Consider the following 24,707-nt stretch of genomic DNA (forward strand, 5'->3'; position numbering starts at 1 on the left):
ATCCATCTATTATTTATAATCACAATATACATTCATTCATAGGAGGAAACAACAAATGAATTCAGATCGAAAACTGCGCTGGGGAATTCTTGGTAGCGCTAGCATTGCCGTAGGATCCGTTATTCCAGGTTTGCAGCAATCCGAGTTGAATGAAGTGACTGCCATTGCTAGTCGAGATGAAGAAAAAGCAAAACAAACTGCTGAGAAACTCGGCATTCCTCAAGCTTATGGCAGCTATGAAGCTTTGCTTGCTGACGATTCCATTGATGCGGTCTACATCCCGCTTCCGAACCATCTGCACCGGGAGTGGACACTCCGTGCCGCAGAAGCTGGTAAACATATTTTGTGTGAGAAACCACTGGCACTGACGGAGCAGGAAGCTCAGGAAATGGTGCAAGCCTGCGAAGACGCTGGTGTGCATCTCGCTGAAGCTCTCATGTACCGGCATCATCCACGTTATGATCAGATTAAAGATATTATCGCCAGCGGAGAAATTGGTGAGATCCGCGGCATTCATAGTACATTTTCGTTCAATAGTTCAGGCTCAACAGGTAATGTTCGCTTTCGGCGTGATTGGGGCGGCGGCGCGCTGTATGATATCGGCTGTTATTCCATCAGTGCAGCACGCTTGATACTTGGCCAAGAGCCTTCGGCGGCAACCGTCATCGGCATGTTCTCCCCTGAACATGATCATGTGGATATGATGGCTTCCGGCTTGCTTGAGTTCGACAATCATATTGGCGTCACCTTTGACAGCAGCATGTGGGCAGCCTTCCGCAACACACTGGAGGTACTTGGAACAGATGGCATCATTGAGGTTCCTTCTGCCTTTATCAGCAATCGGGATCGCAGCTCCAACTTCTTCGTAACTGTTGACGGTGAGCGTAAGGAGATTGAAGTCCCACAGGTCAATCACTACTCCCTCCAGGGCGACGATATGGCACGAGCTGTGCTTCAAGGTAAAGCTCTGCGCTTCGATCCATCCGATGCTATAGCCAATATGAAAGTACTCGAAGCTTGCCTTCGTTCAGCGGAAGAACGTACACGCATTACACTATAAGAAGAGAGGATGAACTGAATTATGGAATACATTGAAATTGCTGGTGCAGGAAAACCGATCTCCCGATTGATTAAAGGAACCGATTATTTTTACCATGATTCCTATGAAAAAGCAGCTACGAACATGGATGCATTCCTGGCGATTGGCGGTAATACCGTTGACTCCGCGCATATTTATTGTGGCGGGCAAAGTGAAGAAGTGCTCGGACGTTATATGCAGGAACGGGGTAACCGTAACGAGATCGTTATTTTGACCAAAGGTGCGCATCATGACCAGAACGGCCCACGTGTTAATGCTGATGCTATCCGCAGTGACCTTCTTACCAGTCTGGAGCGGCTTCAAACGGAACATGTGGAGCTCTATGCCCTGCATCGGGATGATCCAAACATCCCTGTTGGCGCGATTCTCGAAGCGTTGAATGAACATATTGAATCCGGCAAAATCGGCGCAATCGGCGCCTCCAACTGGACCTGGCAGCGGCTGGAGGAAGCTAACGCATATGCTGCTGCTAACGGTCTGAAAGGTTTTACATTCAGCAGTCCAAATCTCAGTCTCGCCAAAGCGAACGAACCGTTCTGGGCCGGCTGTGTATCGGCAGACGAAGAAACACTGGCATGGCATGAACGCACTAAGCTTCCTTTGCTGTCCTGGTCATCCCAGGCTCGTGGCTTCTTTACCGGACGATTCACACCTGAAGTTCGGGACAATGAAGATCTGGTTCGTGTGTTTTACAGTGACGGTAACTGGGAACGTTTGCACCGTGCTGAACAATTGGCCGAGTCGAAAAAGACTTCCCCCATCCAGATTGCTCTCGCTTATGTATTGAATCAGCCGTTTCCAACCTGTGCGTTGATAGGTGCCCAGAATCAGGCAGAATTGCTCTCCTGTGACGAAGGATCACGTATCACCCTATCTCCTGAAGAATTAGCATGGCTGGATCTCGGCAGTGATGTGAAGCCTAGTATCTAATACAGAAATATACGCTTTGAATTAAGTGTAAAGATTAAGGGACTGACTCTTCCGCGATGTAGCGGAGTGGTCAGTCCTTTTTGAAATGCCAGTTAACGGTTCAAACATAGTAACTATCTGTAAAACAACGAATCGTTGCTCGTTATGCCCCGCATATCGCCAAACACCGGGTTCCGCTGTCCTCTATACGTATAGCTGATTGTCATGAAAAAAGTAATAAAAAGAGACTACCCGCCAGAAATATTTCTCTGGAGGTAAGCCCCTTTTTAATATGAGATAGTCACACTAATTAAAGTAATGATAATGATATCCTTACGATTACAGCTTCACGATCTGACCAGTCTTCTCAGATTCAAATGCTGCCAGAATCACTTGCAGAGAACGCAAACCTTCTTCACCGGAAATGCTTGGAGGTGTTTGCGTTACAATCGATTCTACAAAAGCATCAATAACGCCGCTTGGTACTTGTTTCTCGTTGGTAGACATTGCGCCAACTTTGTATGTTTCAACCGTGCCGTTAGTCAGCTCAACGATAACCTCGTCACCATCTACCGTTCCGATCTTCATCACACCATTTTCACACCACAGAACCGTACTGTTATCTCCTGCTCTGTATTGTGTCCAGCTCGCTACCAGCGTACCAATTGCACCGCTCTTCATGCGAAGAAGGCATGTTGCGTTATCGTCCACTTTGGTGTTTTCCTTGTGCAGTGTGCTGATGAAACCAGCAACTTCGGATACTTCATCATCCAGCAAATAACGGATAAAGTCCGATTTGTGCACGCCCAGGTCACCCATGGCACCCATAATCGCTTCTTCTTTACGGAAGAACCAGCTTTCTGCACCGTCTACGCTCCAGCCTTCCGGACCCGGATGACCAAAGGAAGTACGGAAATTCAGGACTTTACCCAGTTTGCCGGAGTCCAGAATTTCTTTGGCTTTCACGTGTGGAGGCATCAAGCGCTGGTTGTGTCCAACCATCAGATACACACCGTTTTTCTTGGCAGCTTCAATCATTTGCTCGCCTTCTTCGGTAGTAACCGCCATCGGTTTTTCCACCAGTACATGTTTACCGGCATTCGCAGCAGCAATGGCCATAGAGGCATGCAGGTAGTTCGGCGTACAAACGCTGACTGCATCCACTTCTTCGCTTGCAAGCAATTCTTCGTAGCTAGAGTAAGCTTTACCGCCGTAAGTTTCGGCCATCTTCTCCGCACGCTCCACGATCGGATCGGCAAAAGCGACAAGTTCTACGTTCTCATTGGCAGCGTACTCTGGAATATGTCTGCGCTCGGCAATGGCTCCACAGCCGAATACAGCAACTTTAATTTTACTCATGTACAAATGTCTCCTTTGACAAATAAATTAGAATTGGTTCAAGTAATTCTGCTTCAGCCAGTTATGACTGTTGGCTACGCTTTCAAGCGGTGGATTCTGGCAAACGTCCTGTTCCACGATCAGCCATTCTACACCTGCACTCGTAGCTGCTTCAATAACAGCTGGCAGATTAACGGAACCTTGTCCCAGTTCCAATGTCTTCATTTGGCCCTGTTCGTCTTTACTGAAGTCTTTTAAGTGAAGCAACGGCAGACGACCTGCATATTTGTTGATATACTCAATCGGATTTTGTCCAGCAAATTGTACCCAACATACGTCCATTTCCACTTGAACTGCTTCAGGTGTCGTTTGTACAAACATTGCATCAAAGGCATTTTCGTCGCCAACCTGACCGTGGAATTCGAAATCATGGTTATGATAACCGAAGATCAGACCTTGTTTAGTCGCTTCTGCACCATATTGTTGCAATTCGTTGAACAGTTTGGTCCAGCCTTCTGCATTCTCTGGACGATCTTCAGGCATCAGGTAAGGGCAGATCATATATTGAGCCCCAATAGTTTTGAGGTAGTCGATTTGTTGTTGCAGATCTTCACGCATAGCATGTAATGAAACGTGGCTGCTGAAACCTTTCAGTCCAAGTTCATCCAATAGCGCTTTCATTTCTTCGGCAGGAATGTCACCATATCCGGCGAATTCGACACCTTCATAACCAAGCTCTGCTACCTTGCGCAAAGTTCCACGGAAATCTGCTGCAGTTTCATCACGGAGTGTAAACAATTGCAAACCAATATTAAGTTTTTTCATAATAGATGCACCTCTGCTCTCAAATTTGCTTTCATTGCTCTATCTGGTATCATCCTAACGCAAAACAGGCTAGAATGAACATATACAATATCGTCAGAACATGAACTATCTGATCAAATTTTTAAATTTGGAGGATTACATCTTTTGGAAACCTCAGTACTGATCTGTGACTATTCCTATCACTATAAGGCGTTTAACCATAATATGAAGGGCGAGTTGCAGACTTATCTGTTCCGTCTGCAAACCGAAGGCTCTTGCAAGGTATATGTGCAGGATGAAGAATTTAAGATGACTGGCGGCGATTTACTACTGCTTAAACCCGGAGACGATTATCACCTCGTGGTAGAAGAACCTCATAAGGAGGGCAGGTTATCCAGCGGAGACTATTATTTGTTCTGTGAAGGGGAATGGATTGATAGTTGGTGGAAGCGTCACCATCGATCCACGGTGAGCCACATTGGGCTGGATGATAAATTGGTCAGTCTCTGGCGCAGTATGCTCCTGGAGAAACGCCGTGGACCGCTGGAGGAAAATATAGAACTGAGTGATGCACTGCTGCGCGGTTTGTGTCTGTATATCGATCGGGCCATCAAGGAGAATATCCAGACGGATCGTTCTGTTTCCTCAACACTGAAGCTGAAACGATTCATTGAAGAGCATGCTACTGTCACATTCAAACTCGAAGAAGCCGCCCGCTACGCAGGACTAAGCCTGTCTCGTGCGGTGCGATTGTTCAAGGAGCACTATGGCCAAACGATGATCCAGTATGCGATTGAAATTCGACTGAACGCTGCCTTGGAGCGTATGAAGTACAGTGATATGACCTTGGAGCATATTGCCGAAACATGTGGTTTTGCAAGCTATTCTTATTTCCACAGAGTGTTCCGATCCCATTTTGGAATGTCCCCGGCCGAATATCTCAAATCCCAGGCTCATCAATCCATCGATTTAGAGCATTTATAAGTGTAGTTGTGCTCGATCCTCTTCTTTCTTCATGATGAAAGCAGCTGATTTTCAATCGGCTGCTTTCTTTCAAAAAAACCTCTACTAGTTCCCATGACTTCACGAAAACAAACCTGTATAGTTAAAATATAGTATTCTTACAGATTCATACATAGGTTAGTCTTATACTCTACCACTCTACTATTTGGAGAGATTTCAATGGAAACTAAACGTAAAATCTTAATTATTGAAGACGAACATGATATTTCGCGCATTTTGCGAGACTATTTGACCAAAAATCAGTATGAAGCCGCAGTGGCCAGCAATGGACAAGACGGGTTGCAGATGATGGACATGTTGCAGCCGGATTATATTATTCTGGACATCATGCTTCCGGATATGGACGGGATCGATGTATGCCGGGAAATTCGGCGGAGAAACAACATTCCCATTCTCATATTGAGTGCACGAGGCAGTGATACCGACAAGGTACTCGGCCTGGGATTCGGGGCGGATGACTATATGACCAAACCCTTCTCCCTGAGCGAATTACTCGCACGAATTAATGCGCACTTTAGACGATATGACAGTTTAACTTTAGCGAGCGAGCGGGACAGAACAGATCTGCTACGTTTGGCTAACCTGGAAATTGACAAGAAAGCCTATAAAGTTAGCCTAGACGGTAACGAGGTTTCTCTTTCCGCCAAGGAATTTGAGCTGCTGCATTATCTGGCGAGCAATAAAAACCAGGTCTTCTCCAAGTCTCAATTGCTGGATGCGATCTGGGGATATGCTGCATACGGAGATGAAAATACGGTGACCGTGTATATTCGCAGACTAAGAGAAAAAATTGAGGCAGACCCTTCCCATCCTGCTGTTCTAAAGACCGTCTGGGGCGTCGGATACAAATTCAATCATGAATAGGCAAAGATTGGAGGAGGCAACTTGTCACTAAACACATGGTCCGCACGATGGCTCAAAACAACATTCATCCTCCTGATTATTCTGGTCGGATGCAGTCTGGTTTTATTTCTTAATCTGCTTGAAACCAGAAATTCGACTGAGTCTACATTGTCGATCCAGCAAGTTCGTCTCCGGGTTAACCCCATCCTGCTCAACCTGGAGCAGAACATTCATCTCCTGCAGGAAACAAGAGTACGAGAACATCTTCTTTCCATCGTCAAGGAAATTGGGGTTGAGCTTTCCTATGTTGGATTAGATGGGACTATATTGCTGTCCTCTTCTCCCACCTCCGAAGGAAAACAAGTCAATCTGCGATCAGCCCTGCATTATGATCTAAATCATGCCGTACAGGCCACGAACGGAAACGATTCGCTTAACATCGCTTTTCCTGTTATGGATGGTCCCGAAGGAAGCCAGATTGGCAATGCTCTCTTCACGATTCCTAAGTCCATGGTTACGGTGAAAGAAACGGTGATATTCCCTTTCTTTATTTTGGGTACGCTTTTGATCACCTCTATGGTTCTTGGCATTTATCTGGTGTTGATGAAGAGAAAATTTAAGACACAGCTGCTCTCCCCCATTCATCAGTTGAAGCAACATGCTGAATCCATTCTCAAAGGGAAATATAGTGAACCGATACAGTATAACCGCATGGATGAGATGAGCGAACTATACGCCATGTTTGATCTGATGCGTACAGAAATTATGCATTTAAGCGAACTTCGTATCCGGCAGGAAACTGCGCAAAAAGAACTCATTACCAATATTTCTCATGATATCAAAACACCGATTACAACAGTTAAAGCCTACATAGAAGCTATTCTGGAAGGAATATACTCCGATAAAGAAACTCTGATGGAGTATATGAAAGTCATGCAGACCAATACGGACAAAACAGCCCGTCTTGTCGAGGACCTGCTTGTTCATGCATTGCAGGAGCTGGGGCAGATTTCTGTGGAGCCGTATGAAGTATATAGCAGCCCCGCCTTTGAGCTTATGTTAAAACCGATCGGACATGTTGTTCTAACCAGTGGAATGATCTATGAAGCACCCAAAAACATTCCAAATGTATTAATCCAAATGGACCCTGTTCGAATTGAACAAGTCATATCCAATCTCGTCTCAAACGCTCTTAAGCATACTGCTCCGGGAGACGCCATTCGTATAAACGTAGAGCTAAAAGGTGACCAACTCAATGTTACAATCGCTGATTCAGGTCAGGGAATACGTGCGCAGGACATGCCTTTTGTTTTTGAACGTTATTTTAAAGGCCAGACTTCCTGGTCAAACAGAAACGCTCACGAAGGAACAGGCCTAGGTTTGTCTATCTGCAAAAGCATTATTGAGGCGCACGGAGGACATATCTCCTTTTCAAGCAAAGAAGGACAGGGGACAATCTTTCAGTTTAATCTCCCGATCTGCTGAGGAATAAGAGACTCAGTCTGGCCATATGGTGCCTGTAATACTTTATTCATAATTTGATAAGGCTTTATCAATATCCCTCCTTTAGAATGAACCCTATATTACAATCGGGAGTGATCATACGTGGCGAAAAAAACCATCATTCGTGCACAGAATCTGTGCAAAACGTACAATACAGGCAGTGAACAATATCATGCCATTCGCAACGTCGATCTTGATATTTATGAAGGGGACTTCACGGTCATCATGGGCAATTCCGGCTCAGGCAAATCAACGCTACTCTATCTGATGAGCGGGCTTGACCATGTGACCGCCGGCGAAGTCTATTTTCGGGATCAACGTATTGACGCCTATAGTGAACGGGAAATGTCCGACTTCCGTATTCGCAGGATCGGATATATTTATCAGAGCATCAACCTGGTCCCCGACCTTTCCATCAAAGAAAATATCGCTTTGCCGGGGTACATTGCCGGAACTAAGAAAAACGAAGTACAAACAAGAACCGCTCAACTCATGAATGCCATGGATATTGACGGTCAGCGCAATCGACTTCCTTCTCAAACTTCGGGAGGACAGCAGCAAAGGGCTGCCATTGCACGTGCTCTAATTAACTCTCCGGATATCCTCTTTGCCGATGAACCAACTGGAAGCTTGAATTATGAGCATGGCAAAGCCGTGTTGGATATCCTGACGGATATCAACCGAAAAGGACAATCCGTTGTCATGGTTACACATGATATCAAGGCAGCCTGTCGGGCAGACCGGCTTATTTTCATCCGGGATGGTAAGGTTGGCGGCATTATGGAGTTTGAGAAATATGACGAACATCAGATCCATGATCGGGAATCGATGGTCTTTGCTTTTGTGTCGGGGAAGGAGTAATTTATGGCTGCTATGTTGAAACTGAGTCTCTCCTACCTGAGCAGAAGTAAAATCCAAAACCTTTTTATCGCTCTGCTGATTCTTCTTTCTACACTCCTTGTATCTACGGCAGTCATCATCCTGACCAACACAGGCAATCAATTTAAAGATATGCATGATCAAACCAATGGATCTCATCAGATTCTGACGTTTGAGAAAGGGTTGAATGATCCCAACGAAACACATCAATGGTGGGCTGCTCAGGAAGGAATCGAAGTATCTCCATTGCTGACCTATCGCACTCTATCAGGCATCGCCTTTAAGGGTACGGATATTCCCAACGTATATCTTTACATGCTTAACACCCCTCTACCCCCATGGGGTGTGGATGAACTCATTTTTTCAAACGGAACTTCAAGGTCTATTCCTGAGCGAGGTACGGTCTGGATTCCCACTTCATTGGCTAATGCCTACAATATCTCGGCAGGAGATACGATAGGCTTCAAGACAGGTTCCAGCACACTCGATCTGAAGGTATCTGGCATTGTGGTCGATGTGCCATATGGAGCCCCCTTCACCAACACAGCACGCGTATGGATGAATCCCACAGATTATCAAACGGATTTCGATTCAATCGCGGGTAAAGACAATTATATGATGGGTATCCATTTCAACGATTACAGCACCAATTCAAGCTATTGGGAACGTTATGCGAGCGAGATGGGAACTCCTTTCCTGGAAACCAAGATGGAATTCGAGAGCATCTCCTCTTTCTATCTAATCATCAATCAGATTATTGGATTCATCATGATATTCCTAGGTACTGTTATGCTTGTAATCGCCCTTATTACTATCGGATTTACGATTTCGGATGCCATTCTGGACAACTATAAAACTATCGGGATTCTCAAGTCACTGGGCCTCACTTCAAGCAGAACCATAGGTACATATGTTATCCAGTACTCCTTTCTATCCGTTGTTGCCATTCTCCCAGGCCTCGCACTGAGCGTGGTGGTATCGAAATTTATCATTAATATCTCCGTGTCTTCCCTTCAGGTAGGCAATCGTCATATTGCGATTAACGGAATTAGTGAAGCCATGTTAGTAGGTGTGTGCCTGTTTGCACTGGTAATATTATTCGTCATTCTGTATGCCAAAAAAACACGCAGCATTCAGCCGGTGCAGGCCATCCGCTATGGAATGTCAGAGACGGATCATGCTCGCTTGGCAAACCGAATAAATTCGCCACTAGGTAACTGGATTGGTTTTGCCCAATTGCCTGTAGCTGTGGTCATCGGAATCCGCAATTTGATCAAGAACACCAAAAGTTCTGTTTTGATGCTGCTGCTGACTACGATGGCTTCCTCCGTACTGGTGCTAGGGTATGTTCTATTGACCAGCATCACTGGAATTTATCAGATTGCGGCCCAATGGGGTTATGACAATGCCAATATCGCAGCTGTAGTTGTTAACAAAAATACATTTCCCCAGGCTGAGTTGAAGCAAGTATTAGGAAAAGACTCGAGGATTAGAACTGTGGGTTGGCAAGGAAACACTACCGGAGTAGTTAGTCCGGAGTCTACATCAGAAATGCACGGCCAATCCACCAGCCTATATCTGAGTGTACTCGACGGAAGTTATCAGGAGCTTGGGTTTGAGACGCTAAAAGGAGATAATCCTCGTCAAGCGAATGAAGTTGCCATTGGTGTAAGTGTCGCTAAGACATTAAATAAAGAACTCGGTGACCTCATAGACCTTTACATTGAGGGAGAAAAACGCACTTTCATCATCACCGGAATCTATCAAGCAATCGCCAACATGTCCGTATCAGGTCGGATTACCATTGATGCCATGAGAACGGTGAACCCGTCTTACGGTGATTTCGATACCATTTTCATCAATTTAATACATCCAGCTCAAGCAGATGTGGTTGCAGGGGAATTAAATGAGCAATTCAAAGCTTCCGCTTCAGTCGTAACCCAAAAAACACTGCTCGATTCGGTCTATGCAGAAGCCGCTGACATCCTCGTCTATCCCATGAGCTTAATTGGGTTATTGTTTATCCTTGCTACATTCATCATTATTTTCAGTACCTGCCGGATCAGTATCCGCAAAGAAAGCAGAACGTACGGAATCTACAAATCCATTGGCGTGACATCTCGTCGTATTCGATTGTCGGTTGCTTTGGGAATTACGATTTTGTCCGCTATTGGAGCGGTACTGGGTACCGTAGTAGGTGTGTATGTACTACCTATGCTACTTGAGACGGTTCTCTCTAGATATGGCATTGTATATCTTCCACTTATTTTAAATTGGGGAGGCATTATTCTGTTCGCTTTCCTAAGCATTGGCGCAGCAGCTCTTGGCTCCTGGTTATCATCCAGAGATATTCGTGAAGCATCCCCTCGTATGTTGGTTATTGAGTAACGTGGGCAAAAGAATAGCATTCCAAGAGGGGGAATTCGGACTTCCCCCTCATTTTTTTAATCCGTCGATGAACCGGAATCTTTAATATTCAACTTCACATCATATGTCACAGGAATTTGACTAAACGTTTCATCCCAATTTTCTTTGACCTTTTTCCACACCTTCGGGTGTTTGATCCGTAACTGCTCTCCGAATCCGGCCACTTCCACCCGATAGGTGTTCTGCATTTTGCTCATAACTTGATGTATTTGTTCCTTTATTGTATCAGCAAACTTTACCTCCAATTCCTGAATGTACTTATCTGTTGAAGGGATTTCTGGAGAACTCCAATCTTCCATGAGTTGGCCCTCTGATTCAATCTTTACATGAAAAGATATGTTATTACCTTGGATTATCGGAGTAATCTTACTCTTGGTAGACTTGATTTCATACGTTACCGTATGTCCCTTAGGATGAGCGTACGATTTCACAGCTCCTTCTTGGGCCTCCCCTGTTATCCAGGACAATCCCTCAAGCTCAATCTGGCTAAAGGAGCCAATCCACTTTTTCGTTTCTCCTTTATAGATCTCTGCCCCTGAAAATTTATGTTCCCCCTCAGCTGTAATGACATTCTGCAGCACAAAGCTTGCTCCTGATTGCATTTTCCCGTCAAGTTTCGCAAGAGATACAGGAGGAAGGATCTTGTTGGAACGGTACGAATTCCCCACCACTCCCTTTAAATAAAAGGCTGGGACTTCTCCCGGCTCTAAAGAACTAAGAGCTTCGTAGGCTGTTCCATGGCTTACCAAAATCAGGCAACTGGGACGGATATCATTATCTCGCAAAATAAAATCAAGTAACTGCTCCAAGCTATATTTTTTGGTCAACTCATGGGAAACAACAATGACTTTTAAATGATGACCAATGAGCGGACGGTCTCTTCTTAGAGCAAACTGACGAAAGATCTGAAACAGAGAATCTCCAGTTAACCTTTCATTCAAAAAAGATTGTCCCTCGGAAGCACCGGTACTTTTTTGAGTTGCCTGTTTGGGTCCAATCCGCGGAACGATCTGTACGGTAGTTGTAAAATTGTTATTTTTGGGATAATGGCCTCCTTGTGCATTAATACTCTTTTCAAATTTCGACTCTTCAGCCACGTCTAGCCCCAGACCCACATAAACACTTAGATCTTCGATCTCTTTACTGCTCCAACACCCTGAAGTAAACACTAGCAGCAACAACGTTAACAAAATGGTTAATTGCCTTCTGAAACTGTTCAATTGTACTTTCCTCCTTTTTTTCGGATCATACTCAACAGCAGAAGCAAAAGTGGTACAACACCAAACAAATATATGGAAACATATCCGACAGCATCGCCTAGCTTAAATGTGTCGTTCGCATTCTCTGGTAGCATAGCAATGATATAAATAATGGGAAGCAAAATGAGCATCCATGACAGCTGCTTTTTCTTAAACAATTGCGAACATCCGAGAGAAGCAGCATAATGGGTAATGGTAAAAGTAGAGAAAATCTGCATAATCCAGATTACAAGCAATAAGGACTCAAATCGTTCAAAGACCAAACCTTCGATTTCAAAGCTGCGCATCAAGTCCAGGGTTGGCCACGTTCTTGTTTTCATACCTTCAATGGATAAGCTGCCAATGACCATCACCAAGGTGATAAAGTAGATGCCCATAGGAATAAGGATTCCCCAGACCATGGCCTTCTTTCCCTTTTCCGGATTTCTCATAAAAGCCATTACTACAAACATGATCTCATAACCTGTATACGCTAAAGTTGTAGGCTTAAGTCCCTTAATAACAGGCATAATCCCCTCTCCCAGCACAGGTCTCAAATTATTGATTTCAAACAGATTGCTGCTCAAAAAAATAGCCAGCACAAAAAGAATTAGCGTAATGGGCAAAATGATCTCATACAAGCGAGCCATGGAGTTGACACCACCTGAGATCAGATAAAAACCGATCCACATAAACACCATGACAATGGCCCATGCCGGTGTTCCCTCCAATAAATATAAACCGGTGACATCAGCCATCACCCTGATTTCAAAGGCAGAGATAGTAATGAAATATGCGATGATTATTACTCCCAAGATATAAGCAAACCACTTCCCCGTAATTTCTTCAGTGAATTGGAAAACGGTCTTTCCTGGAAATCGTCGGCACAGGGTTACGAGGATTATACCCATTAACATAACTAACAGACCGGACAATATTATTGAAATCCATACGTCAGGCGTACCTGCAGCCGTCACCGTGGTGCGAGGAAGTGTGAGGATCCCTGCACCCAACATGTAATTGATGATAAAGGCTGCAGCTTGAACTGTCGTCAGTTGGTCTTGTTTACGATTCATGGTTCACCTCCTGAATATCCGATATGCCTACTTTTTGCGATCAGGGTCTTTTGGATGCATCATACTTGGACGCTTCTTCATCATTCCTAAAGGTGCTCGAATAAAGAAATCTTTCCAATCCGACAGGCTGTAAGGCACAGCCGGAGTGACATAAGGTACTCCAAAGCTCTTTAACCGAACGAGATGACTACAGAGCAACAAGAAAAACATGACTACCCCAAACAATCCATAAATCGCCGCACTGAACATTCCTACAAAGCGCAATATACGAAGTGTTATCCCGGCACTATATGTAGGGATGGAGAACGAAGAAATTGCAGTGACTGCCACAACAATAACCAGAAACGGGCTGACAATTCCGGCCTGCACTGCGGCATCCCCAATAATTAGACCACCTACGATACCCATAGCTGGTCCAATTGGCTTTGGTAGACGAATGCCTGCTTCCCGCAAAATTTCAATCGAGGTTTCCATAATCAGTGCCTCAATAACAGATGGGAAAGGCACACCTTGTCTAGTTTGAATAATGGTTAAAGCTAGCTTGGTCGGAATAAGACCCGGATGGAATGAGATAAAGGAGATATACAAAGCAGGTCCTAGCAGTGCAATCGTAGCCGCCAAGAAACGAAGCATACGCAGAAACGTCCCCGGAATCCAGCGCTCGTAATAATCTTCGGGAGATTGAAGCAGCATGCTAAAGGTCGATGGCACTATTAATGCAAATGGTGTCCCATCCAGTAAAATAGCTACACGTCCCTCTAACAACCCACTGACTACACGATCGGGCCTCTCTGTATTCTGAATCTGTTGAAAAGGACTCAATTCATCATCTTCAATCAGTTGTTCCACATAACCGGATTCAAGCATGATATCCATGTCCAGGTTCTGGACTCGTTTTTCCACCTCAGTGACCAGATCGGCATTGGCAATATCTGCGATATACGCAATAACCAGATCCCTCTTAACCCTGGCTCCCACCTGATGTTTGATCATAAACAACTCATTGTTACCTCCGAATTGCCGCAATATTCCGGTATTATCACTTAACCGCTCGGTAAAACCGATTCTTGGCCCGCGAAGCAGTGCCTCAGATACCGGCTCTTCAAGGCTACGACTTTTCCCCTTGGCTGAGCCAACAAGAAGAGCACTGGCCACTCCTTCAACAAATAGAGCATTTTTGCCGTTAAGAACCGCTTGCGCCGCTTGTTGCAGAGTCTTCGCTTCCTGAAGTTCACCAACAGGCAAAAGACTACTTTTTACGTAAGCTTTGAGCTCATATTCATCTTTCGGTTCTTCAAATATAGTCCGCTCTGTATCGGGAACCCCCCTAATCATAAGGGGCGTGAAGATGTGAGTATCTAAACGATCATGATCAACTAACCCTTCCACGAAGATGACAGCTGCCGGTGTATTCGTTCCTCTTATCATAAACTCTCGTATACGTACATCTGAGTTCTGGCCAAACGTTGCTTTTACACTAATCAGATCCTTAGCATAGTCCCCGGTCAGCCTTATATTTGCGTAATTTCCAGTCTCTTCGTCCGAAGAAGAATTGGTTGATGCATCCTGATTTTGTTGATCTTTATTTGAAAAGGTCCCTTTTTTTAAGGATGATCGCAACCACTGATACCCTTTCATGTACAATATCGGTATCAAAAATAATAAAAAGGCCTGTCCCCACATCGGCCACTCCGGCAAATAAGCAAGTATTTTCGACCACATCCGGTTCACCCCATTATCTAGACTTTCTTGGTAACATTGAGTATTGTTTCCCTGATTGCTCACAATAATTCCCGTTTTTTAAACAACAAAAAAGCAGATGCCACTACTGGCACCCGCTTCCCTAATGGGGTATGGATTTAACTTGTCTAAACGATTTTGGTTACGTGCTGCGCCTTTTCATCCAGTAGGTGTGCAGACGCCGCAATGGTTGTAAAATCATTCAGCGCTACCTCGATCTGCTGCTGACTTCGCTCCACGTATCCCTCAACCTTCTGTGTTCCGCCAGAGATGTTCGTAATCTCATTGGTTATCCCATTCACACTATCCCGAATTTCATTAATGGAATTTTCGACCATAGCCGATAGTTTGCGTACTTCCTTTGCTACAACATCGAACCCGCGCCCATATTCGCCCGCATGTGCCGCTTCAATCGCAGCATTCAGGGCCAACAGCTGAGTCTGCGATGCAATTTCGCGGATCGTTTTAACAACTCCCTGAATAGAACGAGCCTGTTCTTGCAAATGACTCAGTGTCGCTCGGTTGTGGGCAGAAACTTCAGATATATATGTGATACTGGACATCAGCTCACGGCTTCGCTCAATACCAATATCAGCATGTTCGTTCAGATCATGTGACATCGTCTTCAGTTCGTTAACTACAGCTGAAATATTATTTTGACGGTTTGTGATGTTGGTAGCTATTTTGGATACACCCAGAATATTCTGATTCAACTCATCATAGACAGGCATATACGTCGCCTCAAGCCATACGGGATTTCCCTTTGCATCCTTGCGTTCAACCTTGTCCTGGAAGCTGGTACCGTTAAATATACTGCTCCAAAATGCGCTATAGTCGGGGCTCTTCGCGAATTCGTCAAAGCAAAATTGCTCATGCTGCATGCCGTACATCTCTGCTACGGTATAGCCCATCGTCTGGGCAAAGACTTCATTTACATACGTAACCCGGCGATCCATATCGAATCGAATGATAGCCAGACTTTTCTCCATCGCCTTAATGACCAATGCATCGGTGACAACATCTTTATTTTCTACATCTACTATAGGCAAAGCGATCCCCACTCCCTGACTCTTCCCATGATTAAACCGTTCTCATTTTGGCAGTTCCTGTTGTATCGCAATTATGTATTCAACTGAATAGAGACGACTCTATTATTGTATACTCCAATTGCAGTCAATTGGATCACTCCCAAATCAATTTATAACAATTCGGTTACGGTTTGCCTTTTTATACCCAATAAACTAACTGTCTAAACATTATATTTCATAAACAAATGCTAACACAAAAAGGGACGGTTTAACCGCCCCTAATTATGGTATAACCTTCCATACCTTTGATGTTATCTGTAGTCATCACTGTGTATTACGCTACTATTTTCATCCATCAGCCTCGCGGCAATTTGTCTGCGTACCGACTCCGCAGATCAGCCAGCCGTTCCAGCTTGGACAGCGCCTGCTCCTTCTGCCTCAATCCCACCGCCAGCACCAGCTGCTCCATTAACAGGAGTGGAGTAACCATGGAATGAAATTCGCCAAGTTCCCCTCTGCTGACATAAAAAGATAACTCCGTCGCCAATCCATATAACAGGTCTTCCCGATCTGTTACAAGTACGGCTTTGCTGCCTGTATCTCTGGCATAATCCAGAATGACTTCTGCTTCAGGCAAGAGTCTTGTAAAACACATCAGCAGCACAACATCCTCCCGCTGCATGTGCATCAGTGATTCCAATAATTCATGACCACCTCCGGCGAGATGGATGACCGTCAATCCGAATCGGGATAGCCGAAAGGACAATAATTCCGCTAAACCAGCGGAGGGCCCTGGAGCATATACGTATACTCTTCGTGCTTCAGCAAGGTTGGATGCTGCGTGCTCCAGATCCCCCTGCTTCATATGGGACAACGTCTCCTGCAAATGGCTAACAGAGGCCTCCAGTAACTGAACAGGAAGGCTATCCGTATCCATGCGGGATATGGTTTTATTTAATTTGAGGGCAGGTGTAGTGTCTTCGGATGTACGAAGCCGGATTTTGAATGCTTTGGCATTATCATATCCAACCGCACGCCAGAAACGGGATACGGTCGCAATACTGACCCCCAGCTTGTCGGCAATCTCCTGTTCCGTCATGAACAGAATCTCTTCCGGATTTCGTTCAACAAAATCAGCAATTTTCAGATGGCCTGGTGATAGCTGTTCTTTATGAGTAAACAAATTCATTCCGTATGCACTCCTTTTCTCGCTCTGCACTCAGTATATCAGTTGAGAGAATAAGAAGTGGGTTATGTATGTAATATTTTTTTCATTAATTTAAGATTGTGTAATAAAAATTACATTTGATTTACAAATGTCTTCTCTCCCGTTAATACTCTGCCCCTAGACTGTGGCTATGATGATCACCAACTTTCAGGGAGGTATGTAACGATGAAGAAGATGACTGAGCGTTATACGCTGACGTCTTCACAGAAAATGATGGTGTTTGTGCTTTCCATGTCACTGTACGGCTTGTCCAACATGTTCACAGAGCTTATTCCCAAGCTCCAGCTTGGACCGATTGAATTGTCTGTTGAGTACTTTGCCTTCATTCCGCTGACACTTTGCATTTTGTTCCACCCCATGATAGCTGCACTTGGTGCGGCTCTTGGCGAAGTGATCTTCGGTGAGCTGATGCTGGGGCAATTTGGCGGACTGGGCGAGCTGGAGAAATTCATTACCTTTGCCTTTGCCATGTATGTCGCAGGACGTATGGTCAGTGATCCTCGCAATCGCAGACAGGTCGGAATTGCAGCCATGACAGGTGTCATCATTCATCAGTTCCTCAGTTCACTGGTGGATATCGGTAAAGTGTGGATTGGTGTAGAGCAGCTGGAAGCCGTCCCTGGACTTGCGGAAAGTGTTGTGCTGATTGAAGGAGTTGGCTTTCTAAATGACGTACTGTTCTCAGGCATCCTGTTCGCTCTGCTGCCTACGCTGTATCTCGTCCCCCTGCTCTATGGCAAAATTGAACCACTGCTCGGCATCAAACCTCGTAATCTAGGGATGAAATATGAAGGTATCGGCTTCTTCCGTCCGAAACTGATCCTGATTGGTGTGCTGCTGCTTGCACTTGCCTTTGGTGCGGAATCCCTATCCGAAATGGATATCAACTTCGCTGTTTGGGAGACGGACTATGCAGATCAATATGGTTCGGCTTCAATATGGATTAGTATCGGAGCTGCTGCATTGGTTGCCGTGGTGACATTACTGATCATGCGCGCTAAACGGAGCAAAAATAAAACGGTACCCGGTTCGGAGAATCGCCCTTATGCATAATGAAATGTCCACATCAGCTTCTGTTTCCGCATCGGATTCTGCCATTTCCATTCAAAATGTCATCTTTACGTATCCTGGCTCGGAAGAGCCTGTCCTGAACGGAGCTTCGCTCGAACTCCCACGAGGTAGTTTTACAGCCATTATCGGGAGCAACGGTTGCGGCAAATCCACCCTCTGCAAGTTGTTTAATGGCCTTATTCCTCAATTCTACACAGGGGACTTCTCCGGTGAAGTTCATGTACTCGGCATGCCTGCCGAAGGCCGAAGTGTTGCAGACCTGTCCAGAAAGATCGGTTACGTCTATCAGGATTTCGACAACCAGCTCGTACGACCCACCGTCTTGGACGAGGCTTGCTTTGCACCACTCAATTACGGACTGCCCAACTATCGGGAGCTCGGTGAACGCGCACTTGCCATGTGTGGTCTGGATGCCATTCATAACCGTTTCATCTGGGAATTGAGTGGTGGGCAGAAACATCTGCTCGCTCTGGCCGGAGCTCTGTCGCTCGACCCGGATATCCTGATCGTGGATGAACCTGTCTCACAGCTTGACCCGCAGCATGCAAGACTTATCTATGAGTGCCTTTCGAAATTGAATACGGAATATGGCAAGACGATTATCGTCATCGAACACCATACTGAATTTATCGCCAACTTTTGCGCGGATGTGGTACTGATGGACAAAGGCAGAGTCTTGTGGAATCTTCCCGTCAAGGAAGGTTTGAATCGCATTACCGATCTGGAGCGGCTTGGCATTCAGCCTCCTGAGGTGACACGGGCAGCTGTTCAGGCTGCGGAATTATCGCAGGGAGAAAGAACAAATGCGGCCCCCTCAAGTTCAGGACAACGCTTCCCGATTACTGTGGAAGAAGCAAAGGTTTATTTTGCCGAGCACTACCCATCCATGCCATTCGGTTCTTTGCAAAATGAACCTTCATCCTATTCAAACTTGGCACACGACGTTCCCAAACAGATGGTGAATTCCGAGCGCCTAACGATTGCTTCTGCTGCTGAACCGTTGATTCCTATCGTTCAGTTTCATCAAACCCGACTGCGTTACAGAGGACTGGGCAAAAAAGAACATGAAGTCATTCGTGGTGTTAATATTTCACTCCATGAAGGAGAACGGATTGCCTTGATTGGCAATAATGGTGCCGGCAAATCCTCCTTACTGAAGATGATGTCTGGCATTAGCCTACCTCAGGAAGGCAGTGTCAGTGTTCTGGGCGAAGTTACGCACCGTTCCTCTTTGGAGCAGCTGGCGGGGAAGGTCGCCTATATTTTTCAGAACTCTTCCGAAATGTTTATCGAGGACAGTGTCCGCAAAGAAGTCGCATATTTCCTGAAGAACCGTCGCATCCCGGATGCTGACCAGCAAATTGCACATGTACTGGAGCGTTTCCGGCTTACTCCGCTGCAAGAGCGGGATGCCCGGCTTCTCAGTGGTGGACAACAGCGGCGTGTCACACTTGCCATCGGTGCAGCCATGAAGCCTTCACTTATGCTGCTGGATGAGCCTACCGCTAATCTGGACCTTGCCACTCGCGAGGAACTGATAGGTGTGCTGGATGAGCTGGATCAGCATGTGCGAACAACCGTCATTGCCACGCATGACATGCAGTTGGTTACCCAGTGGGCAAGTCGCGTTATCGTGCTTCACAATGGTCTGGTGGAAGCAGACGGCACACCTGCCGACGTGTTTGCAGATGAATCCCTTCTGCGTCGCTCCGGACTTGCGCTTACACAGATCATGGAGCTCTCCCACCGTATGGGACTGCCTACACTTTCATCAACAACCGAGGCTTTTGTTGATAGCCTGTTGAATCAATCACTCACCAAGGAGGATATGCATCATGCAGCTTGTCCGCAACTGGTTTGACAAAATATCCATTGAACGCATTCAGCTTGAGCTGATGAATACTGTATATGGCAGCGGACATGCCAGCCTGTCTCGGATTGATCCCCGTGCCATGCTGATCTGGTATCTCTTTTTTGCCATCGTTCCCTGGTTTGTTCATAACGGGACTGTGCTGCTCGGCATGTTTCTATTGATGGTGACGACCACCATACTGTCCAGAGCCGCTCCCTTTATCATTATCATTCTCTGCCTGGGGTTGATCGGTCAGGTCGGGTGGATGTTTATCATCTCGCTGTTCTTCGGCGGCAATCTGGAATCTGCTTTCCCCCTGCTTCTGCTCACCTTGAAGCTGTCCATCGTCTCGCTAGCGAGTATCACCGTCTTTTCCGGCATGGACCCAGAACGGATTGGTGATGGGTTGCTTGCGCTAGGCATGCCTGCTACGTTCTCTTTCAGCCTCTCTTATGCTTATCGCATATTGCCTGTGCTGTTCGGTGAATTCCGCAACATCATGCTGTCCTACAGACTGCGGGGTCAGGTTCCTTCCCGGCACGGATGGCTCTACTGGCGACTCGTTGTCTACTATATGAAGCTGTTCATTGTGTCTTTCTTCCCGCTAATGCTGGCTACCGCCAAACGTTCCCGCACAACGGTGGAAGCACTGGAGACACGCGGTTTTTCGTACGGCATGAAGCATCCCGAATCCAAACGCCTGAAGCTCGCCCATCTGAAAATCACCTCACGTGACCTCGGATTTCTCGCCGGATCGGCAATCTATGTTGCACTGCTGTTTTGGGTCGGCGGGTATTACGAGATTCTGTAATTCAAAATAAAATGCTGTAACTATTCATACCATTAACCATTCATGGAATAAAGGAGTGTCTTCTATGCGCATTGATCTTCATACTCACGGAAAATTATCCAAAAACTCTGATTTCTCGGTTGATTACTTCACCGAAATGGTCAACGAAGCCAAGGCCAGCGGGCTCGAAGCCCTCGCACTCACTGAACATTTTAACACCCGTAACTTCTACGAAGTCTATGAGACGCTGGATCGTCTCTATCCATACAACGGAGAGTACTACGAGGCAGATGGACTGCGCATTTTTCCCGGCATGGAAGTGGATATTCAGGAGACAGGACATATTTTGCTGGTGGGTCAAAAAGAACATATCCTTGCCGTCCGCAGCGGCCTGGAACCATATACAGCCAAAAATTCATTCATTCCTTTTGCCGAGTTGCTGAATATGGCCGAAGCCTGGCCTTTGCTCAAAATTGGCGCACACCCTTTCCGCGAGTCCACCCCACTGTATCAGTTGGACCGTGATTTGTTGGGACGTTTGGATGCTTTTGATCTGAACGCCAAGGATATGTACCAATACGGCATCGAGACGTGCCGCGGGCAGGTTGAACCATTCGCCCAGTCCCTCGGTAAACCCGTCACTGCCGGAAGCGATACCCACCAGTGTCTGCAATACGGTAGTGTATTCAATGTGCTGGATCGTCCATGTGCATCGGTTGCCGAGCTCAAAGAGCAGATTCTCGCCGGTTCATACAGCATCGAAATATCCAACGATCTTCCTCTCCGTGTCAAAGCCTCCGTTATGCTGAAGAAAGTGATGAAACGTCTTGCCAAGCTGGACGCTACCCGTTTGCAGAAAGTTTAGGGAGTAGAAAACCACAACTTCTAAAGAATTCAAAATGAGCCCAAAGGATATTTATCCTTCAGGCTCATGACGGATTCATTTTTACTGTTATTAAAAATCATGCACCGTCACACAGAGCTGAATGACAATTCCGAACGGATCACGGACAATTCCATACCCCGGACTAAACTCGTTTTGTTCATAAGGCACCAGCACCTTAACCTGCTCATGTTGTACCAGCGAATTATACAGCTCTGTCATCGTACTTTTATCTTTCGATTGAATGCATAATGACGTGCTGTTTCCCAGCTGCCACGGTCGACCCGTATCCATTTCTTCCTCAGCAATCATCAATTTGTTTACCCCGATCTGGAGTACCGAATGTGTAATATATTCATCCTGCCCTTCAGGATACTCAAACCCTGGATTCATTTCCTTCATCTCTTTGTAATTTTTCTTGAATAACACATTAGCCCCCAGGTACTTCTCATAAAAAGCAATGGCTGCCGCAGCATCACCATTCATCGACAGAAACGGGATCACTTCAAAATTCATCTGTATTGCCTCCTTCGTTTGATTGGATTACACTGTTTACTATAACGAATAAAGGTGCCAATCTCTGGCACCATTGAGAGGTTCTATTATGAAAAAATCGGAACGAATGAACCAGATGCTGCGCTTTATCAATCAAAAACAGCACTTCACCCTGCAAGATCTCATGCAGGAGTTTCAGATATCCAAGAGAACTGCATTACGAGACATCGCGTCATTGGAGGAAATCGGTGCTCCCATTTATGTCGAATATGGACGTTATGGCGGGTATCGTTTGCTTCAGCAGATGCAGCTGCCCCCCATTTCGTTTAATACGAGTGAGCTTCATGCTCTCTACTTTGCGATGCAGGCATTACGCAGCTTTACCAACCTGCCCTTTCAGATCTCTTTTCGTTCCATTCACGAGAAGTTTCTAAGTGCCCTATCCGAAAACCAGAGACAGGATATTGAACAAATCCAGCATCGGGTCTCTTTCCGACACACCGAGCAAATCCGGGATAGTGAGCATTTGGAATTTCTATTAATGGCCGCTGTTCAGAATATAGTGATACAGATTACGTATCAACATATTCGCAGCAGTAGTATTAACCCAGATAACAGCTCAAATCCCGATAAAACTAAGCCCAGCATACGCACCATTCAGCCCATCGCCCTCTATGCCATGAAAGGCTACTGGTATTGCCAGGCGTATGATCTTGATAAACAGGCCTACCGTGTGTTCAGATGTGACCGAATCACCTCGTCTGAGGTGACAGACATCGAACCTATACCACATATTAATGAACTCAATCTACAGGATACCCACTCGTTATGGAAACCATCAGAGAGCGCTATCCCATTTAAATGTCTGATCAATGAAGCCGGGATTGAGCTGTTCCAGCAAGAACAGTTTCCATCCATGCGGATTATTAACGAATCTGGAACTGATACTGGACAAACTGGATACTCCTATTTAGTCGGGTCGTATGAAGACCATGAGCTTGAGTTCATCATTCGTTATCTCGCAAGCTTCGGCAAGTCCATTAAGATCTTGGAGCCAGATCACCTAAAGGAATCCTTACGACAGCACTATCTGGATTTGCTCGACCACATTTAACTACCGCCAACAACTAACCATTTGCAATGTGTGCCCGCAACAGGAACCAGCATGTAGATGATACCTCCAAAGACCTCATTGCACATCGATATCCATCTTTTTTCGTCAAACTCTGGACTCTGATTTATCATGAACTGCTGGAGAGCTTTTTTTATTGCCTATCGCCAACTGAACTATGATTTGCAGCACGATGATTATAGCCAGACCATAGAACGCTTGAACAAAGCTGCCCGTGGTATCATGGAGCCAACCGAGCGCCAGTGGACCGAGCGCGCCCAGAATGTAACCGCCCGATTGAGTCATGGCTGACCAGGCGCTGGCTTCCTGAGCGTTATTCGTCTCATCAATGGGCAGCATCAGAGCGATCGGAAACAGTCCCCCGGCACCAATGCCGAGTGGGATCGCAGCCAACCAAGGACTGACGGACAGGTTCAGCATTAAGACTCCTATCAACTCCATTGACGCACATCCAACAAGCCAGAATACACGTCTTTGGTAACGGTGAACGAGCATTGGAATGAATAACGTAGACGGCAATGAAATTAACGTAAATAACGTTTGGATGCTTCCGGCAGTCTCTTTCGTATATCCCTGGCTCTGGATCGCAGGCGCAAGCCATGCAGTCAATGAATAGAAGATCGCTGCCATCAGTCCAAAGAACAACGTCAGCACCCATGCTCGACTATTTTTCACTGGAAGAGCTTCAACGTTCACAGTAGAAATCTGCCCCGATTGTCGATCTTTTCGTGCTACCAAGGCTAATCTCATCCAGACGGGCAAAGCAATGACGGCGATCAATGCCCAAATCGCTAACGATCCCCTCCACGACCCTCCCAGGATATTTTGAAGGGGAACCGATAATCCAACACTAAAGCTGGCCCCCACGACCATTGCTGTAGAGTAAAGCCCCACCATGGCAGCAACTCGCGTAGGGAAGTACTGCTTGATAAAGCTGGACAACAACGGACCAGCCAATGCAATCCCTACACCGGATAGAAATGAAGTAAACATCATCAGAGGCGTTGCACCCACGAACAACCGCAATGCCGTACCCATTCCAATAAGGATTAATGCCAAAACAATTGCGCCCTCATTCCCCCACCTCCTGCTCAGTTTTACGGAAAATGGAGCGAATATACCCATACATAATACGGGAAGCGTAGTTAACAGACTTGCAGTAATTCCGCTAATACCTAGATCACTTTGTATGGTACTCATTAGTGGTGAAATGGATGTAATGGGTGGTCGCAAATTCAATGAAGCCAGAATAAGCGCCAGAACGATATAAAATAGTTTCACTATGGATCACCTCATGTATTGTTATATAGCTGCATTCACTAATGATCCAGGCTGTAGATCTTTTTGTG

General features: G+C 45.8%; 21 protein-coding genes. 12 read left to right on the forward strand and 9 right to left on the reverse strand.

Features of this window, described 5'->3' with window-relative positions:
- The first annotated feature begins 55 nt into the window (after nt 1–55).
- Nucleotides 56–1,060, forward strand: coding sequence for a Gfo/Idh/MocA family protein (locus HP548_RS11680; protein ID WP_175381708.1), 1,005 nt, complete (start codon nt 56–58; stop codon nt 1,058–1,060).
- Between the two features lie 21 nt (nt 1,061–1,081).
- Entirely contained in the window at nt 1,082–2,029 is a 948-nt protein-coding gene (locus HP548_RS11685; protein WP_076291177.1) for an aldo/keto reductase, read from the forward strand.
- 318 nt (nt 2,030–2,347) lie between these two features.
- Here the strand turns inward: HP548_RS11685 and HP548_RS11690 are convergent, their stop codons facing one another.
- Both HP548_RS11690 and HP548_RS11695 read right to left on the reverse strand, forming a co-directional pair.
- Nucleotides 2,348–3,367: a Gfo/Idh/MocA family protein gene (locus tag HP548_RS11690; RefSeq protein WP_063567071.1), complete on the reverse strand. Its 1,020-nt coding sequence runs from the start codon at nt 3,365–3,367 to the stop codon at nt 2,348–2,350.
- A gap of 27 nt (nt 3,368–3,394) precedes the next feature.
- Complete coding sequence (locus HP548_RS11695; protein WP_063567070.1) at nt 3,395–4,171, reverse strand: sugar phosphate isomerase/epimerase family protein; 777 nt, start codon at nt 4,169–4,171, stop codon at nt 3,395–3,397.
- A gap of 144 nt (nt 4,172–4,315) precedes the next feature.
- On the opposite strand from HP548_RS11695, the gene HP548_RS11700 reads away from it, so the two are divergent.
- The 5 genes from HP548_RS11700 (at nt 4,316) to HP548_RS11720 (ending at nt 10,786) form a co-directional block, all read left to right on the forward strand.
- Nucleotides 4,316–5,134, forward strand: coding sequence for a helix-turn-helix domain-containing protein (locus HP548_RS11700; RefSeq protein WP_076291176.1), 819 nt, complete (start codon nt 4,316–4,318; stop codon nt 5,132–5,134).
- Between the two features lie 198 nt (nt 5,135–5,332).
- Nucleotides 5,333–6,037, forward strand: coding sequence for a response regulator transcription factor (locus tag HP548_RS11705; protein WP_175381709.1), 705 nt, complete (start codon nt 5,333–5,335; stop codon nt 6,035–6,037).
- A 21-nt stretch (nt 6,038–6,058) separates the two neighbouring features.
- Complete coding sequence (locus HP548_RS11710; RefSeq protein WP_175381710.1) at nt 6,059–7,501, forward strand: sensor histidine kinase; 1,443 nt, start codon at nt 6,059–6,061, stop codon at nt 7,499–7,501.
- A 120-nt stretch (nt 7,502–7,621) separates the two neighbouring features.
- Nucleotides 7,622–8,380 carry an ABC transporter ATP-binding protein gene (locus HP548_RS11715; RefSeq protein ID WP_175381711.1) on the forward strand — a complete coding sequence of 253 codons (759 nt, stop codon included), beginning with the start codon at nt 7,622–7,624 and terminating at the stop codon, nt 8,378–8,380.
- Between the two features lie 3 nt (nt 8,381–8,383).
- Nucleotides 8,384–10,786 (forward strand): ABC transporter permease, encoded by a 2,403-nt coding sequence (locus HP548_RS11720; protein WP_175381712.1) that lies wholly within the window; start codon nt 8,384–8,386, stop codon nt 10,784–10,786.
- A gap of 56 nt (nt 10,787–10,842) precedes the next feature.
- Here the strand turns inward: HP548_RS11720 and HP548_RS11725 are convergent, their stop codons facing one another.
- The 5 genes from HP548_RS11725 to HP548_RS11745 all read right to left on the reverse strand — a co-directional run bounded on the left by HP548_RS11725 (nt 10,843) and on the right by HP548_RS11745 (nt 17,096).
- Entirely contained in the window at nt 10,843–12,045 is a 1,203-nt protein-coding gene (locus HP548_RS11725; protein ID WP_175381713.1) for a Ger(x)C family spore germination protein, read from the reverse strand.
- A complete protein-coding gene (locus HP548_RS11730) occupies nt 12,042–13,139 on the reverse strand; it encodes a spore germination protein (RefSeq protein ID WP_099858523.1) in 1,098 nt (365 codons plus the stop codon). Before HP548_RS11730 ends, HP548_RS11725 begins: the two co-directional genes overlap by 4 nt.
- A gap of 27 nt (nt 13,140–13,166) precedes the next feature.
- Entirely contained in the window at nt 13,167–14,861 is a 1,695-nt protein-coding gene (locus HP548_RS11735) for a spore germination protein (protein ID WP_076291169.1), read from the reverse strand.
- A 146-nt stretch (nt 14,862–15,007) separates the two neighbouring features.
- Nucleotides 15,008–15,928, reverse strand: coding sequence for a methyl-accepting chemotaxis protein (locus HP548_RS11740; protein ID WP_246318030.1), 921 nt, complete (start codon nt 15,926–15,928; stop codon nt 15,008–15,010).
- A gap of 334 nt (nt 15,929–16,262) precedes the next feature.
- The gene (locus HP548_RS11745; RefSeq protein ID WP_076291168.1) at nt 16,263–17,096 is read right to left on the reverse strand and encodes a MurR/RpiR family transcriptional regulator; all 834 of its coding nucleotides are present in this window, start codon (nt 17,094–17,096) and stop codon (nt 16,263–16,265) included.
- A 204-nt stretch (nt 17,097–17,300) separates the two neighbouring features.
- Here HP548_RS11745 and HP548_RS11750 point away from each other — a divergent pair, with 204 nt between their 5' ends.
- From HP548_RS11750 to HP548_RS11765, 4 genes are all read left to right on the forward strand, one after another.
- Nucleotides 17,301–18,188, forward strand: a complete 888-nt coding sequence (locus HP548_RS11750; RefSeq protein ID WP_175381714.1) for a cell division protein FtsQ — start codon at nt 17,301–17,303, stop codon at nt 18,186–18,188.
- A complete protein-coding gene (locus HP548_RS11755) occupies nt 18,181–20,067 on the forward strand; it encodes an ABC transporter ATP-binding protein (RefSeq protein WP_246318031.1) in 1,887 nt (628 codons plus the stop codon). Before HP548_RS11750 ends, HP548_RS11755 begins: the two co-directional genes overlap by 8 nt.
- Nucleotides 20,042–20,869 (forward strand): energy-coupling factor transporter transmembrane component T family protein, encoded by an 828-nt coding sequence (locus HP548_RS11760; protein ID WP_076291166.1) that lies wholly within the window; start codon nt 20,042–20,044, stop codon nt 20,867–20,869. Before HP548_RS11755 ends, HP548_RS11760 begins: the two co-directional genes overlap by 26 nt.
- 64 nt (nt 20,870–20,933) lie before the next feature.
- On the forward strand, nt 20,934–21,713 hold the full coding sequence (locus tag HP548_RS11765) for a PHP domain-containing protein (protein WP_175381715.1): 780 nt from the start codon (nt 20,934–20,936) through the stop codon (nt 21,711–21,713).
- 90 nt (nt 21,714–21,803) lie between these two features.
- Here the strand turns inward: HP548_RS11765 and HP548_RS11770 are convergent, their stop codons facing one another.
- Entirely contained in the window at nt 21,804–22,247 is a 444-nt protein-coding gene (locus tag HP548_RS11770; RefSeq protein WP_064640672.1) for a VOC family protein, read from the reverse strand.
- Between the two features lie 88 nt (nt 22,248–22,335).
- On the opposite strand from HP548_RS11770, the gene HP548_RS11775 reads away from it, so the two are divergent.
- The gene (locus tag HP548_RS11775; protein WP_175381716.1) at nt 22,336–23,340 is read left to right on the forward strand and encodes a helix-turn-helix transcriptional regulator; all 1,005 of its coding nucleotides are present in this window, start codon (nt 22,336–22,338) and stop codon (nt 23,338–23,340) included.
- Nucleotides 23,341–23,445: 105 nt separating this feature from the next.
- Here the strand turns inward: HP548_RS11775 and HP548_RS11780 are convergent, their stop codons facing one another.
- Complete coding sequence (locus HP548_RS11780) at nt 23,446–24,639, reverse strand: MFS transporter (RefSeq protein WP_175381717.1); 1,194 nt, start codon at nt 24,637–24,639, stop codon at nt 23,446–23,448.
- Nucleotides 24,640–24,707 lie beyond the last annotated feature (68 nt).

Source organism: Paenibacillus taichungensis (assembly GCF_013359905.1).
Lineage (GTDB): Bacteria > Bacillota > Bacilli > Paenibacillales > Paenibacillaceae > Paenibacillus > Paenibacillus taichungensis.